Raw genomic sequence first — 15,389 nt, 5'->3', positions numbered from 1 at the left:
CGCGTTTGGCATACGAGTTAGGGAAGGCTAAACTCAATATGCCGCCCGCAGGGACTGACGCCACTCTTCCCCGTCGGGCGGTCCATTTTTTGCCCCGAAACACCAAAAGTGTCCTAAACTCGCCGGGCCGTCACTCTCCCAGCGAACCGAGGTCCCCATGTCCGTGTTGTCATTGCTGCGTCCCGGACCGCTGGGCCTGGCCTGCGAGATCGCCGGCCTGCCGGTGCAGTTCGCCAAGCTGGCCGCCGGCCTCGGCGATCTGGCCCGTGAGTGCCCGCGCGGCGACGGCCACATGATCCTCGTCCTGCCGGGCCTGACCGCGACCGATCACTCCACCTGGCCGATGCGGCATTTCCTCGACAGCCTCGGCTACCGCACCGCCGGCTGGGAACTCGGCTGGAACATGGGCATCACCCCCAGCGGCGAGGCCCGGCTCGAAGCCCACGTCGAACGCCTCGCTGCCGACGGTCCGATCACCGTCCTCGGCTGGAGCCTCGGCGGTGCCTACGCCCGCGAGATCGCCCGCCGCCGGCCCGAGTGCGTCCGCGACGTCATCACCATGGGCACCCCGATCCGAAACCGCAAGGGCACCGGCTGGATCGTCTGGTGGCTGCGGCTGCTGCGCCCGTCGATGGCCGAGGACCTGACTCCCGAAGGCGTCGAGCGTTTCGCCCAGCCGCTGAGCCAGCCCACGACCGCCCTCTACTCCCCGCGCGACGGCGTCCTGTCGGGCTGGTCGTGCCGGGTCCGTGAGGAAGACGAAGGACCGATGGCTCGCAACGTGCAGGTCGACGCGACCCATCTCGGCATGGGCTTCGATCTCGGCGTACTGCGCGTCCTCGCCGAGACGCTCGCCGAGCACAACGCGCTCGCCGAGGAGGTCGTTGCGGGCTGACCGACTGACGTTCCAGAACGCATCGGGCATGATGTACCTCACACTCAGGCCCGCTGTTCAGGAGGCGAATCCGTGACCGAGACCGACGACGCAAGCCAGTCATCCCTGTTGTCGTGGAAGGACCAGCGCGACGCGGTCGTCAACCTGTGGGACTTCCTCGTGCGGGGCAATATCGCCGACCGAACTCGCACCCCGTCGGACGTCATCGACACCGGCCGCACGCGCGAGCTGCACCGGTATCACCGCGTCGAAGGGGTGCGGGCCAAGGGCCTGCCGGTGCTGCTCGTACCGCCGCTCGGCTCCCAGGCGGCCTGTTTCGATCTGCGGCGAGGCCTGTCACTGGCCGAGGACCTGGTCAACCACGGCCGGCCGACCTACCTCGTGGACTACGGGCCGCTCAAGGGCGAGGACCGCAAGTTGGGCATCGAGCACTTCATCAACGACGTGCTTCCTCCGGCCGTTCGCGCGGTCTCCGAGGACGCGAGCGGGCGTGACGTCCACCTGGTCGGATGGTGCATGGGCGGACTGCTGTCCCTCGGTACGACCGCAGTGCATTCCGACCTACCGATCCGCAGTGTCGGCATGATCGCCAGCCCCTTCGACCTGTCCGATCATCCGCTGCTCAAACCGGTGCGCGGCGTGGCGAAGCTGACCGGCGGCCGGGTCGTCGGCACGGCGCTCAAGACGGCGGGGTCGATTCCGGCACCGCTGGTCAGCATCGGCTTCAAGTCGACCGCGCTGCCCACCTACCTCAAGAAGCCGCGCACGCTGTGGAGCCGACGCAACGACCGCGAATTCCTCGCCCAGATCCAGGCGGTCGATCACGTGATGAACAACATGCTCGCCTATCCGGGACGGGCGACGCTGCAGGTATATCAGCGCATGGCACTGCGCAACGAGGTCTCGACCGGCCGGGTCCAGGGACCGAACCGCGTGGTCGATCTCGCCGATGTGACGGTGCCGGTCATGAACGTCGCCGGCGAGTCCGACGTGCTCGTGCCGCCGAAAGCCGCCCACCATGTCGGGAGCTTGCTGCCGAACTCCCCCGACGTGCGCCTGCCGCTCGCGCCGGGCGGCCACTTGGGCGTACTCACCGGCACCAAGGCCCCGGAGACGACCTGGGTCTACCTGCGCGATTTCATGGCCGCCCACGACCGCAAGCCCCGACCCAGCGCGAAGAACCCGCGCCAATAGGCCGCCTGACTGCGGAATCTCTTAGCCCCCTTCATTCACCTCTCAAGCGTGACGACTGCTCCCGACCGGGGCGGGCACCTGCCGGTGCCCCGCCCCGGCGTCAGGCTCGGGACTCAACTGCAGCCGCTGGTGGAGCCGCAGCCTTCGCAAACGTGGCAGGAGCCGGCAGGCCGCATCTTGGTGCCGCAGGTCATGCACAAAGGCGAGTCGACCTCCGAGCCGGTGATGACCTCCAGCAACTCAGCCGAAGTGCGGGCCACGGGCGGCACCTCCTCGACCGGGGCACCCTTCTCGACCGGCTCGGACTCCACCAACTCCGCAGCCGTCGTACCGTCACTGATCGGTGTGGTCGGCTGGTGCGAACCGGTGTCGAGGTAGCGCTGACGCTCTTCGGCCGAGTAGATACCCAGTGCCGAACGCTTGTCGAAGTCCAGATAGTCCAGCGACAGGCGGCGGAAGACGTAGTCCATGATCGACTGCGCCATGCGGATGTCGGAGTCATCGGTCAGACCCGCCGGCTCGAACTTGAGGTTGGTGAACTTCGACACGAAGGTCTCCAACGGCACCCCGTACTGCAGACCGATGGACACCGCGATGCTGAAGGCGTCCATGACGCCCGCCAGCGTCGACCCTTGCTTGCCGAGCTTGAGGAAGATCTCGCCCAGCTCACCGTTCTCGTGCGCGCCGGAGGTCATGTACCCCTCGGCACCGCCGACGCTGAAGCTGGTGGTGATCGCGGCACGCGACTTCGGCAGGCGACGACGGATCGGCTTCTCGACGACGACCGTCTTGACTGCGGCCTCGGCGGCCTTGGTGTCGTTCTTCTTGGCCTTCGCGTCCGAGAGCGGTTGGCCGACCTTGCAGTTGTCACGGTAGACCGCAAGCGCCTTCAGGCCCAGCTTCCAGCCCTGGAAGTACACGTCGGCGATCTCTTCGACCGTCGAGGACTCCGGCATGTTGACGGTCTTGGAGATCGCGCCGGACAGGAACGGCTGGGCCGCCGCCATCATGCGCACGTGACCCATCGGCTTGATGGCCCGCTCGCCGACCGCGCAGTCGAAGACCTCGTAGTGCTCGGGCTTGAGGCCTGGCGCGTCGATGACGTGACCGTGCTCGGCGATGTACTCGACAATCGCCTCGATGGTCTCGCCGGCGTAACCGAGCTTCTTGAGCGCGACCGGGACCGTCTGGTTGACGACCTGCATCGACCCGCCGCCGACGAGCTTCTTGAACTTGACCAACGAGAAATCCGGCTCGATACCGGTGGTGTCGCAATCCATCATGAAACCGATGGTGCCGGTGGGGGCGAGCACCGACGCCTGAGCGTTGCGCCAGCCGTTGCGCTCACCGAGCTTGAGGTTGTCGGCCCACTGGCGGGTGGCCTCGCGCTGGACCGCGATGTCCATCGCGTGCAGCGTGCGGATGTCATCATTGGCAGCCAGGTGCTTGCGCATGACCCGCGTGTGCGGCGCGGCGTTCTGCGCGTAGCCGTCGTACGGGCCGACAATGCCGGCCAGTTCGGCACTGCGCCGGTAGGACGTACCGGTCATCAGTGACGTGATCGACGCGGCCAGCGCCCGGCCGCCGTCGGAGTCGTAGGCCAGGCCCGAGGCCATCAGCAGTGCGCCGAGGTTGGCATATCCGATGCCGAGTTGGCGGTAGGCCCGCGTGGTCTCGGCGATCGGCTCGGTCGGGAAGTCGGCGAAGCAGATGCTGATGTCCATCGCGGTGATGATGAGTTCGACGCTCTTGACAAACTTCTGGACCGCAAACGAACCATCTGACTCAAGGAACTTCAGCAGGTTCAGGCTCGCCAGATTGCAACTGGAGTTGTCCAGGTGCATGTACTCGCTGCACGGATTGGAAGCCGTGATACGCCCCGCCTCCGGCGTCGTGTGCCAGTCGTTGATGGTCGAGTCGTACTGAATGCCCGGATCGGCGCAGGCCCAGGCGGCCTTGGCCATCTTGTCCCACAGGTCGACCGCGTCGATCTCCTCGATGACCTCGCCCGTGGTGCGGGCGCGCAGCCCGAAGCCGCTCTTCTCCTCCACGGCCCGCATGAACTCGTCGCTCACGCGGACGGAGTTGTTGGCGTTCTGGTACTGGACGCTCACGATGTCAGCACCACCGAGGTCCATGTCGAAACCCGCGTCACGCAGAACGCGGATCTTCTCCTCTTCCTTCTCCTTGGTCTCGACGAACTCGACGATGTCGGGGTGATCGACATCGAGCACAACCATCTTGGCCGCGCGGCGCGTCGCGCCACCGGACTTGATGGTGCCGGCCGAGGCATCGGCCCCGCGCATGAACGACACCGGGCCGGAGGCCGTGCCACCGGAGGAGCGCAGCAGCTCCTTGGACGAACGGATGCGCGAGAGGTTCAGGCCCGCACCGGATCCGCCCTTGAAGATCAGGCCCTCTTCCCGGTACCAGTTGAGGATCGAGTCCATCGAGTCGTCGACGGACAAGATGAAGCAGGCGCTGACCTGCTGCGGGCTGGAGGTGCCCACGTTGAACCAGACGGGGCTGTTGAAGCTGAAGATCTGGTGCAGGAGCATGTAAGTCAACTCGTGCTCGAAAACCTCGGCGTCCGTGGCGGTGGCGAAGTAGCCGTGCTCCTTGCCTGCCCTGACGTACGTCAGCACGACGCGGTCGAGCAGCTGGCGCAGGCTTGACTCACGCTGGTCGGTGCCGACCGCGCCGCGGAAGTACTTGGTCGTGACGATGGTTGAGGCGTTGACGCTCCAGAAGTCGGGGAACTCGACGCCGCGCTGCTCGAAAACGTTCTCGCCGGTCTTCCAATTGGTCTGCACCACGTCACGGCGCTCCCAGGTGACCTCGTCGTACGGGTGGACCCCCTCGGTGGTGTAGACGCGTTCGATCGCCAGGCCCCCCGGCACCTGCGTGCGCTGGCCGAACTCGCGCACGCTGGCGTCGGCGGCCGACCCGTCGCTGACGATGTCTGTCATGGGAATGCTCCTGAGATGAGATGAGGTGGTGATACTTGGGTCGGGCCGCAGCCCGCGAACGGATCAGGGTGTGACGGCGGGCTGCTGGTCTGCGGCGAGTTCGCCGTCGGCCGAGCGGGACATGAGAGCGGCGATCTCGGCGGCGAAGTCGTCGGCCGAATCGAAGGCCTTGTAGACGCTCGCAAACCGCAGGTAAGCGACCTCGTCGAGTTCCTTGAGGGGTTCGAGCACCGCGAGGCCGACTTCGTGGGCGGGCACCTCGGCGCAGCCGGCCTCGCGCAAGGTGCCCTCGACTCGCTGGCCCAGCCGCGCCAGGTCGTCGTCGGAGACCGGCCGTCCTTTGCAGGCCTTGCGTACGCCCGCGACCGCCTTGTCGCGGACGAACGGCTCGGTCGCACCGGAGCGCTTGACCACCATGAGCTGCATCTGCTCGATAGTCGTGAAGCGCTTCTCACAGGCCGAGCACACCCGGCGCCGACGGATCGAGGCACCTTCGTCGGCGACTCGGCTGTCGATCACCCGCGTATCGGTGTGGCGGCAGAACGGACAATGCATCGCGGGCCTCCTCACACGGGCGGAACGGGGACGATTGGGGACGCATCCGGGGAGAACATGGGGATAACCATCCCGAAACTGTGGGAAATCCCCATCGCGTTGTGCAACTAGATGTGGAGAACTACAGTCGTGTAAGTCCCAGATGTAGTGCCACGGTACGCAAGTGACGCCGGTCATGCAAGTACCTTCTCGTGCGCCCCTGACAAAAACCGCCGGAGGCCGCGAACCACCGGGCCTACCGGCGAAACCCTCACTCAGCGGCCCCATGCGCGGACCTCAGTCGGCGTAGACCGGGACGGCCAGGCGGGTGCCCATGCGCAGCGGCTCACCGTCGACCAGGGAATTGAGCTTGACGATGTCGTACATCGTGTCGCGGATGTCGCCATCCGGATGGGCCTCGCCCGCGATGGACCACAGGGTCTGCCCGGGCTGCACGGTGATGGTCGTCGTTCCGGTGATGGTGCCGGCCTGCCCCGTGGCGGCCGAGCCGGAGCCGAAGGCGATCATCAGGGCACCGATGACCAACAGCGCCGCGAGCATCAGCACCGCGCGACCCCGGCGGGTCAAACGCAGAGCCGGGCGAGGCGAAGACGCGAGAACGACGCGCTCGCGTGGCACCGCCGTCAGATGACGCGGTGCCGCCGCTCGCACGGGGATCTCGAACACCGGACGAACGTGGTGGTGGACGATGCTCATGGCTGCCTCCAAGGGGACGTGAGTCAGTGGGTGCCGATAGGACGCCCGCCCGCTCGCGCCAGCCGAGGGATGTCATTCGATCGGGAGGAATCCGAACGGGCGTTCTATCGAACACGTGAACGACCATACGCCGAGGGGCGGACAAAAATGAAGCCCTACGTCGAACAAATTTGCGAATCGCCCACCCGTACCCCTCTGACCTGCACGAACATCGACAACGTGATCTAGCGCACATACACAGCGAAATGCCTCGCGGTAGGGCTGCCGACCGCAGGAAGTCCCCTCGAGACCACTCCTTCGCCTCGGCACCCCAGCGACCGGGAAGGCGAACAGGGACGGCCAGCCGCCCTCGTCGCGGAGCCTCTACAGTCGAACCATGCCCGCCACAGCCCGCCGCCTCGCCACCGCTTGGAAGCTCGCCTCCGAGCGCAACGCTTCCCTCCTGGCCGCCGGGGTCGCGTTCTACGTCTTCCTCTCCCTGTTCCCCGCGATGATCGCCGGGCTGATGACCTACGGACTCATCGTCAGCCCCGGAACCCTGGCGCGCCAGTCCGACAGCCTCGCCGACGCGCTGCCGGCCGACGCCGCCTCGATCATCACCGGCCAGCTCGAATCACTCGCCGCGACCTCCTCCGGCTCGCTGAGCCTGGGCTTTGCCACCGCAGTCGTCGTGGCCCTGTACAGCGCCAGCGGCGGCATGGCCAACCTGGTCACCGCGATCAACGCCATGCTCGGGCACCGCCAGACGCGCAACTTCCTGCGCCAGAAGGCCCTCGCCATCGGCCTGACCGTCGGTGCGGTCGGCTTCCTGGTCGTCACCGTCACGCTGGCGGCCGTCGCCCCGCCCCTGCTGGACCACTGGATCGACGTGCCGGGGACACGCGCCCTGCTCGACGTCGCCCGCTTCGCCCTGCTGGCGGCCGCCATCGTGCTGGGCTTCGGCCTGGTGATCCGCAGCGCTCCCGATGGCTCGGCCGGCCAGCACCGCCCGCAGCTGACCTCGCCGGGCGTCGTGGGTGCGGCCGTGGCCTGGCTGGTCGCCTCGATCGGATTCTCGCTCTACGTCGACAACTTCGGCAGTTACGGCAAGACCTACGGCGCTCTCGCCGGGGTCGTCGTGCTCCTGCTGTGGCTGTGGGCGGGCTTCTTCGCGCTCCTGCTCGGCGCGGCCTACGAGGCCGTCCGCCAGGGCGACCGGCCCGCCTCGGCCGAGGACACGCCCTAGTCGAACAGATGTTTGGATTTGTCGCCGCCGTGTTCTACCGTGAGGCCATGAGCAGCGACGAGTCCGCCAGCGACACTTCAAACGTCACCGAACTGCCCGACGGGCCGCCGGATGCCAGCGGGCTGACCCACCGCCAACGCCGGGTGCTGGAGTTCCTGCGCGACGAGGTCGCCAGCCGCGGCTATCCGCCCAGCATGCGCGAGGTCGGGGCTGCGGTGGGCTTGCACAGCACGTCGTCGGTGTCGCATCAACTCAAGCAGCTCGAGAAGATGGGCTTCATCCGGCGCGACCCCTTCCGTCCGCGAGCCATGGAAATCTTCCTGCCCAGCGGAGAGCCGGCCCGCCCGGTCAGCTCGGCGACCGAGAGCGCCCTGGACGAGACCGGCCTGGGTGACGCCATGCCGACCGCGACTTACGTCCCCGTCGTCGGCCGCATCGCGGCCGGCGGTCCGATCCTCGCCGAGGAGCGCGTGGAAGAGGTCTTCCCGCTGCCCACCTCACTCGTCGGCGACGGCACCCTGTTCCTGCTGGAGGTGCGCGGCGACTCGATGATCGACGCGGCCATCTGCGACGGCGACTATGTGGTGATCCGCCAGCAGCCCGTCGCCGAGAACGGCGAGATCGTCGCGGCAATGCTCGACGGCGAGGCCACGGTCAAGACCTTCCGCCGCAAGGACGGCGAGGTCTGGCTGCTGCCGGCCAACGAGAACTACTCCCCCATCGACGGCACGCACGCGACCATTCTCGGCAAGGTCACCGCCGTCCTGCGCCGACTCTGAGGGGCCGCAGGTAGCCCCGCTGGCGGAGGTGCGCGGCGTCAGAGCGCGATACCGAGGAGGGCGTCGACCGCCATACGGACCACGGCGGGTGCCTCAGGGTCGTTACCGTCGGCGGCGGCCCACCTGTCGATGACGGCCAGGGCTGCGGGGGCGTTCAGGTCGCCGTTCAGGGCCGCACGCAGTCCGGCGACCACCGGAGCGGCCGGAGCGGCCGCCGCACGCCCGGACGCCGCACGCCAGGTGCCCAGTCGCTCCTCAGCGGCGTCCATGTCGGCGTCGAACCACTCCCAGTCGCTGCGGTAGTGGTGAGCCAGTAGGGCCAGCCGGATCGCCATCGGGTCGTGCCCGGCCCGGCGCAGCGCGGAGACGAGGACGAGATTGCCCTTCGACTTGCTCATCTTCTCCCCGTCCAAGGCGACCATGCCCGCGTGGACGTAGCTGCGGGCGAACGGCTGCCCGGTCGCCACGACCGCCTCCGAGGCCGACATCTCGTGGTGCGGGAAGACCAGGTCCGACCCGCCTCCCTGAATGTCGAAGTCGCTGCCGAGGTGTTCCAGCGCGATGGCCGCGCACTCGATGTGCCAGCCTGGCCGGCCCCGGCCCAGCCGCGTGTCCCACGCCGGCTCGCCGGGACGTTCGGCCTGCCACAGCAGGCAGTCCAGCGGATGACGCTTGCCCGGCCGCTCGGGGTCCCCACCGCGCTCGGCGAAGACGCTCCGCATGGTCGCGGCATCCCAGCCGGAAACCGCTCCGAAGCCGGGGTCGGCGTGAACGTCGAAGTACAGGTCATCGTCGACGGCGTAGACGGCACCGGCGCGCTCCAGGCGGCCCACGAGATCGACGACCATGCCGATGGACTCCACCGCGCCGACGTAGTGACGCGGGGCCAACATGCGCAAGGCCGTCATGTCGTCACGGAACAGCTGGGTCTCGCGCTCGGCCAACTCGACCCAATCCACGCCGGTCGCCTCGGCCCGCTCCAGCAACGGGTCGTCGACATCAGTGACGTTCTGGGTGTAGGTCACGCTGCGCCCCTGGTCGAGCCACAGGCGCTGCAGCAGGTCGAAGGTCAGGTAGGTGGCCGCGTGACCCAGATGGGTGGCGTCGTAGGGGGTGATCCCGCAGACGTACAAGCGCGCCTCGCCCTCACCCTGGACGACGCGCCCGGAGCCGATGGCCGTATCGAAGACCACCGGCGCGGGTCCCGGCTCGAAACCACGATCGGCGAGGGCGGGAACCTCGGGGCTCGACCAACTGCGCATGGGTCGAGACTATCGGCCCGGCGTCAGCACCGATGCGACGCCCGAAGCGCATCACAGTGGCACGATGTGCAGGTGATGATCGACTGCGCCGTCTACCGCGACGGCCGCCGCGAAGAATCGGGTCGCACGACCGGGGAACTTCAGCAGGCACTCGCCGGACTCGGTACCGACGACTTCCTCTGGATCGGGGTCAACCACCCGAGCACCGACGAGATCACCCGCATCGGCGGCGTGCTGGGGCTACATCCCCTGGCCATCGAGGACGCCCTGGAGTCCCATCAGCGCCCGAAGATCGAGCGGTACCGCGATCATCTCGTCGTGTCGATGCGCATGGTCTCCTACCGCGACGACGACATCACGACGCACGAGATCAACCTGTACCTCGGCGACCACTATCTACTGACCGTGCGCCGCGGCGGGCCGTCACTGGCCGGTGCTCGCCGTCGGGCCGAGGGCATGATCGACACGCTGGCGCACGGGCCGACGGCCGCCCTGTACGTAGTGGTCGATGCCATCGTGGATCACTACGAGGAGGTCGCCGTCGAGTTGGAGATCGACGTACAGGAGGTCGAGACCTCGGTCTTCTCCCCGGAACGCACGAGCGATTCGACCCGGATCTACCGGCTCAAGCGAGAGGCATTGGAGTTCCGTCGCGCGGTCGCCCCACTGCGCGAACCGGTCGCGCGTTTCGCCGCCACCGCCGAGCCGGCCGAGGTCCGGCTCTACTTCCGCGACATCTCCGACCATCTCGGGCGCGCGGCCGAGGCCATCGACACCGTCGACCATCTGCTCGACAACGCGCTGACCGCGCATCTGGCGCAGTTGAGCGTCCAGCAGAACGAGGACATGCGCAAACTCACCGCAGGCGCGACGATCTTCGCCATCCCGACGGCCATCGCCGGGATCTACGGCATGAACTTCGAGCACATGCCCGAGCTGGACTGGACGTACGGCTACCCGCTGTCTCTGGCATTCATGGGCGGGCTGTGTTTGTACGTCTACCGCCGCTTCAAGCGCTCCGGCTGGCTGTGAGACCCCCTTCGAGGCTCGCTCGTTCCTCGCTCGCACCTCAGGGACCGGTGGCTACCCGCTCATTGAGGTGCGAGGCCACCTGCGGCCGAGCCTCGAAATGAGCCACCGCAACGTCCCTTCGAGGCTCTCGTCGCAAACTCCTCGCACCTCAGGGACCGCCTCCGCTACCGGCCACTCACCGAATGCCTGACTCAGCCGGCAATGGCGATGTCGGCGGTCATGGCACTCGCGCCGAGCAGGATCAGCACCAGCGCGCCCAGGGCGATCCGGTAGACCACGAACGGCGCGTACGAGCGGGTGCTGACGTACTTGAGCAGCCAGTGGATGACCGCCATGCCCACGGCGAAGGCGACCACCGTGCCCACCAGGGTCGGCCCCCAGCCGTAGGCGTTGTCGCCGCCGGGGATGTCCTTGAGCTTGTAGACGCCCGCGCCGACCACCGCCGGGATCGCCAGCAAGAAGGCGTACCGCGTGGCCGCCGCGCGCTCGTAGCCCAGGAACAGGCCCATGCTGATCGTGGCACCGGACCGGGACACGCCCGGCACGACCGCCGCAGCCTGCGCCAGGCCCAGCAGCACCGCGTGACCCCAGGTGAGGTCCTCGATGGGGCGCGCGTTGCGACCCACCCGCTCGGCGATGCCCAGCACGATGCCCAAGACGATCAACGTCGTCCCGATGACCCACAGGTTGCGGAACTCGCTGTCGATCAGGTCTTCGAGGGCCAGGCCGATGAGCACGATGGGCAGCGAGCCGATGATGACGAACCAGCCCATGCGCCATTCGGGCGCGCGCCGCGCCTCGGCGGAGAACAGCCCGCGCACCCAGCCCGAACCGATGGCCCAGATGTCGCGCCAGAAGTACAGCACGACGGCCAGTTCGGTGCCGATCTGCACGACGGCCGTGTAGGCCGCACCCGGATCCTGCCAGCCGAAGAACTTCGGGAAGATCGCCAGATGGGCGCTGCTGGAGATGGGCAGGAACTCCGTCAGCCCCTGCAGGAGACCGAGCACGATCGAGCGCAGAAAATCCACGTCCGCGAGCCTACCGACCCGGCCTTCACCGACCTGACTAGCCTGTCGGCATGCAGTTGCGTCGTGTCGGCCGTTCCGGCCTGCGGGTGTCCCGCCTCGCCCTCGGCACGATGACGTGGGGTTCGCAGGTCGACGAGGAGACCGCTGCCGACCTGTTCGACACCTTCCGCGAGGCCGGGGGAACGCTCATCGACACCGCTCCGGTCTACGGCGAAGGCCGGGCCGAGGCGCTGCTGGGGACGCTGCTGGCCGACCGTGGCGCGCGCGAAGAGGTGCTGCTCGCCGGCAAGTGCGGCGTCGCGCTGCACGCCGGGGAGAGCCGCATCGACGCCTCGCGCGGCGCGATGCTCGGCCAGCTCGACAAGTCCCTGCGCGAACTGCACACCGATCACCTCGACCTGTGGCAGGTCCACCGCTGGGACGAAACGGTGCCGCTGGAGGAGACGCTGTCCGCACTCGACCATGCGGTGACCTCCGGCCGGGTGCGCTACGTCGGGGTGTCGAACTACTCGCCGTGGCAGACCGCTCTGGCTCAGGCGCAAGTCCCGCACCTGGTCAGCACGCAGGTCGAATATTCGCTGCTGTGCCGCACCCCAGAGGCGCATCTCGTCGAGGCGCTGGACTATCTCGGCCTGGGCCTGCTCGCCTGGTCCCCGCTCGGACGCGGGGTGTTGACCGGCAAGTACCGCACCGGCACCCCGGCCGACTCCCGCGGCGCCGACGAGGGCTGGGCGCGCTGGCTGGCCGACTACCTGCAGCCCTCGCGCGCCGGCATCGTCGAGGCCGTCGTCCGTGCGGCCGACGGCCTCGGCCACTCCCCGGCTCAGGTCGCACTGGCGTGGGTCCGCGACCGGCACGGGTTGTCGTCGGCGATCATCGGCCCGCGCACGCCGGTCCAGTTGGCCGAGTTGCTGCTGACCGAGCAGATCGACATCCCGCCGGAGATCACGATGGCGCTCGACGACGTCTCCCACGACCTACCGTAAGAGGGTGCCAGTAGGCGGACCTCGGTCCCTGAGGTGCGGGGAGCTTGCGACGAGCCTCGAAGGGCGAAGGGGCCTGTCAGCGGTTCGTTGGTGGTAGGTCATTTCGAGGCTCGCAAGCTCGCACCTCAATGACCGGATACTCACCTATCCGAACGCCTCCTCAGTCTCAGGCGAGGTCGAGGAAGTCGTCGAGGACGCGGCAGCCGAACTCCAGCGCATCGATCGGCACCCGCTCGTCGACCCCGTGGAACAGCGCCGTGAAGTCCAGGTCAGCCGGCAGCCGCAGCGGGGCGAAGCCGTAGGAGGTGATGCCGTGCTTGCTCCACGCCTTCGCGTCGGTGCCCCCGGACATGACGAACGGCGCGATATGGGCCTGCGGGTCGTGCTTGTGCAGCGCCACCGTCATCGCATCCACCAGGTCCCCGGCGAACGGGTATTCCAGGGCGATATCGGTGATGTACGGCTCGACCCGGACCTTCTCCCCGACGATGCGCTGCACTGCGGGAACGAAATCGTCTCCGTGCCCCGGCAGGTACCGCCCGTCGACATACGCGACGGCCTCGCCCGGAATGACGTTGTGCTTGTACCCGGCCTGCAGCATCGTCGGATTGGTGGAGTTGCGGACCCCTGCGGTCAGCATGCGCGCCGCCGGGCCGAAGTGCTCCAGCAGGGCGTCGGGGTCGGTGCTCGCGTCCCCGGTCAGCTCACGGACCTTCGACAGAAGCACCTGCATCGACGGCCCCGGCTCGGCAGGCCAGGTGTGCTCGCCGAGCGCCACCAGCGCCCGCGACAGGTGCACGAGGGCGTTATCGGGTGCCTTCATCGAGCCGTGCCCGGCCGTGCCCGTGGCCGTCAGCCGCAGCCAGGCGATGCCCTTCTCGCCGGTCTCGATCAGGTACAGCCGTCGGCCGCCGACCTCGGTGGAGAAGCCGCCCACCTCGCCGATGGCCTCAGTGCAGCCCTCGAAGACGTCCGGGCGGTGCTCGGCGAGCCAGTGCGCCCCGAGCACGCCGCCGGCCTCCTCGTCGGCGGTGAAGACCAGCGTGATCGGCCGGTCCGGCAGGCACCCGGCCCGCTGCCGCTCCCGCACGACCGCCAGCACGATCGCGTCGAAGTCCTTCATGTCGACCGCGCCGCGCCCGATGATGTAGCCGTCGACGACCTCCGCGGCGAAGGGGTCGACCCGCCAGTCGGCGGCCTGCGCCGGCACGACGTCGAGGTGGCCGTGGACGAGGAGGCCGGGCCGCGAGGAATCGGGGTTGCCCCAGCGGGCGATCACGCTGGCGCGTCCGCGCTCGGACTCGACGATCTCGGAGTCGATCCCCACCTCGTCGAGCAGCGCGGCGACGTGCTCGGCGGCGGCGCGCTCACCGGGTCCGGAGCCGTCGCCGTAGTTGGAGGTGTCGATACGGATCAGGTCGCGGCAGATCGCCGCCACCTCGCTGATCGCCGTGGCCGTCATGTCTTGATCGTACGTGCCGGGCCGGCCCGCCCGGGGCGCGTTCAGGCCAGCAGCGCGTCGACGAACTCCTCGGCGTCGAAGGGCGCCAGATCGTCGGGTCCCTCGCCGAGACCGACGAACTTGACCGGCACGCCCAGCTCGCGCTGGACGGCGATGACGATGCCGCCCTTGGCCGTGCCGTCGAGCTTGGTCAAGACGAGTCCCGTGACGTCGACGACCTCGCCGAACACGCGCGCCTGGGTCAGGCCGTTCTGGCCGGTGGTCGCGTCGATGACGAGCAGCACCTCGGTCACCGGTGCCTGCTTCTCGACGACCCGCTTGACCTTGCCGAGTTCGTCCATCAGCCCGGCTTTGGTGTGCAGGCGGCCTGCGGTGTCGATGACGACGACGTCGGCACCGGATTCCAGGCCGGTCTTGACCGTGTCGAAGCCGACGCTGGCCGGGTCGCCGCCCTCCGGCCCGCGCACGACCGGAGCACCGACGCGCTCACCCCAGGTCTGCAACTGGTCGGCGGCGGCGGCACGGAAGGTGTCGGCTGCGCCGAGGACGACGGTCTTGTCCTCGGCGACCAGGACGCGCGCCAGGCGGCCGACGGTGGTGGTCTTGCCGGTGCCGTTGACCCCGACCACGAGGACGACGCCCGGCTGGCCGGCCTCGCCTTCGCTACGCAGCGACCGCGGCAGCGACGGGTCCACGAGCGCGACAAGCTCCTCGCGCAGGATCTCGCGCGCCCGCGTGAGGTCGGTGGAGCCTTCGACCTGGAGCCGCGTGCGGAGCCGGTCGACCAGTTCGGTGGTCGGCCCAACGCCCACGTCAGCGGCCAGCAGCGTCTCTTCCAGCTCGTCCCAGGCGGCCTGGTCGAGGGTGGCGCGGCCCAGGATCGCCAGCAGGCCCTTGCCGAAGGCGGAGTTGGATCGCGCCAGGCGCGAACGCAACCGGACCAACCGGCCGGCCGGCGCCTCGGGCCGTTCCTCCGCAGGGGCGGCCTCCTCCTCGGAGGGCACCTCTGCGGGAGGCAGCGCCTCGCGTTCGGCCGAGGGCAACTGCTTGCTGCGGCGCAGAGCGACCGTTACCCCCGCAGCCCCGACCACGACCACCGACAAGATCACGATGACCAACAACTGAATCGTCACGGCCCCAGCCTAGAGCGTCACTGCACGAGTACTGCCAAGCACGCACCCTAGATGATTGATGCGGGGTCGGGGTCTGGTCTGTGGTTTTAGTGGTCGTAGGGGGTCAGGGAGCGTAGGACGGGTGCTCCGATGCGGTCGTTGTGCCAGATGACGGTGGTGAGCGCGAGGAT

General features: G+C 68.4%; 13 protein-coding genes. 6 read left to right on the top strand and 7 right to left on the bottom strand.

From position 1 onward, the window contains the following. The first annotated feature begins 157 nt into the window (after nucleotides 1-157). Nucleotides 158-895: a lipase family alpha/beta hydrolase gene (locus tag QM597_RS04635; RefSeq protein ID WP_415003704.1), complete on the top strand. Its 738-nt coding sequence runs from the start codon at nucleotides 158-160 to the stop codon at nucleotides 893-895. A gap of 72 nt (nucleotides 896-967) precedes the next feature. Further along, complete coding sequence (locus QM597_RS04630) at nucleotides 968-2,089, top strand: alpha/beta fold hydrolase (protein ID WP_415003703.1); 1,122 nt, start codon at nucleotides 968-970, stop codon at nucleotides 2,087-2,089. A 113-nt stretch (nucleotides 2,090-2,202) separates the two neighbouring features. On the opposite strand, the gene QM597_RS04625 is transcribed toward QM597_RS04630, so the two are convergent. The 3 genes from QM597_RS04625 to QM597_RS04615 form a co-directional block, all read right to left on the bottom strand. Continuing rightward, on the bottom strand, nucleotides 2,203-5,058 hold the full coding sequence (locus tag QM597_RS04625; protein WP_415003702.1) for a vitamin B12-dependent ribonucleotide reductase: 2,856 nt from the start codon (nucleotides 5,056-5,058) through the stop codon (nucleotides 2,203-2,205). 63 nt (nucleotides 5,059-5,121) lie between these two features. Next, nucleotides 5,122-5,613: a transcriptional regulator NrdR gene (gene nrdR / locus QM597_RS04620; RefSeq protein ID WP_415003701.1), complete on the bottom strand. Its 492-nt coding sequence runs from the start codon at nucleotides 5,611-5,613 to the stop codon at nucleotides 5,122-5,124. Between the two features lie 276 nt (nucleotides 5,614-5,889). Then, a complete protein-coding gene (locus tag QM597_RS04615) occupies nucleotides 5,890-6,309 on the bottom strand; it encodes a LysM peptidoglycan-binding domain-containing protein (RefSeq protein WP_415003700.1) in 420 nt (139 codons plus the stop codon). Between the two features lie 376 nt (nucleotides 6,310-6,685). Here QM597_RS04615 and QM597_RS04610 point away from each other — a divergent pair, with 376 nt between their 5' ends. Further along, nucleotides 6,686-7,534 carry a YihY/virulence factor BrkB family protein gene (locus QM597_RS04610; protein ID WP_415003699.1) on the top strand — a complete coding sequence of 283 codons (849 nt, stop codon included), beginning with the start codon at nucleotides 6,686-6,688 and terminating at the stop codon, nucleotides 7,532-7,534. 47 nt (nucleotides 7,535-7,581) lie between these two features. Next, entirely contained in the window at nucleotides 7,582-8,313 is a 732-nt protein-coding gene (gene lexA, locus QM597_RS04605; RefSeq protein ID WP_415003698.1) for a transcriptional repressor LexA, read from the top strand. A gap of 38 nt (nucleotides 8,314-8,351) precedes the next feature. On the opposite strand, the gene mshC is transcribed toward lexA, so the two are convergent. Further along, entirely contained in the window at nucleotides 8,352-9,575 is a 1,224-nt protein-coding gene (gene mshC / locus QM597_RS04600) for a cysteine--1-D-myo-inosityl 2-amino-2-deoxy-alpha-D-glucopyranoside ligase (RefSeq protein WP_415003697.1), read from the bottom strand. Between the two features lie 75 nt (nucleotides 9,576-9,650). On the opposite strand from mshC, the gene corA reads away from it, so the two are divergent. Continuing rightward, nucleotides 9,651-10,607, top strand: a complete 957-nt coding sequence (corA, locus tag QM597_RS04595; protein ID WP_415003724.1) for a magnesium/cobalt transporter CorA — start codon at nucleotides 9,651-9,653, stop codon at nucleotides 10,605-10,607. Between the two features lie 191 nt (nucleotides 10,608-10,798). Here the strand turns inward: corA and QM597_RS04590 are convergent, their stop codons facing one another. Continuing rightward, nucleotides 10,799-11,638, bottom strand: coding sequence for an undecaprenyl-diphosphate phosphatase (locus QM597_RS04590; protein ID WP_415003696.1), 840 nt, complete (start codon nucleotides 11,636-11,638; stop codon nucleotides 10,799-10,801). Nucleotides 11,639-11,688: 50 nt separating this feature from the next. Between QM597_RS04590 and QM597_RS04585 the strand changes: the two genes are divergently transcribed. Continuing rightward, nucleotides 11,689-12,624 carry an aldo/keto reductase gene (locus tag QM597_RS04585; RefSeq protein WP_415003695.1) on the top strand — a complete coding sequence of 312 codons (936 nt, stop codon included), beginning with the start codon at nucleotides 11,689-11,691 and terminating at the stop codon, nucleotides 12,622-12,624. Between the two features lie 166 nt (nucleotides 12,625-12,790). Here QM597_RS04585 and QM597_RS04580 read toward each other — a convergent pair whose 3' ends face one another. Further along, the gene (locus tag QM597_RS04580; RefSeq protein ID WP_415003694.1) at nucleotides 12,791-14,086 is read right to left on the bottom strand and encodes a M20/M25/M40 family metallo-hydrolase; all 1,296 of its coding nucleotides are present in this window, start codon (nucleotides 14,084-14,086) and stop codon (nucleotides 12,791-12,793) included. A 41-nt stretch (nucleotides 14,087-14,127) separates the two neighbouring features. Further along, nucleotides 14,128-15,219, bottom strand: coding sequence for a signal recognition particle-docking protein FtsY (gene ftsY / locus QM597_RS04575; protein WP_415003693.1), 1,092 nt, complete (start codon nucleotides 15,217-15,219; stop codon nucleotides 14,128-14,130). Nucleotides 15,220-15,389: the final 170 nt, after the last annotated feature.

This window comes from Aeromicrobium sp., assembly GCF_047607065.1.
GTDB lineage: Bacteria > Actinomycetota > Actinomycetes > Propionibacteriales > Nocardioidaceae > Aeromicrobium.
Note: the sequence above shows the minus strand (reverse complement) of the source record. Positions and strands in the feature narration are given on the sequence as shown.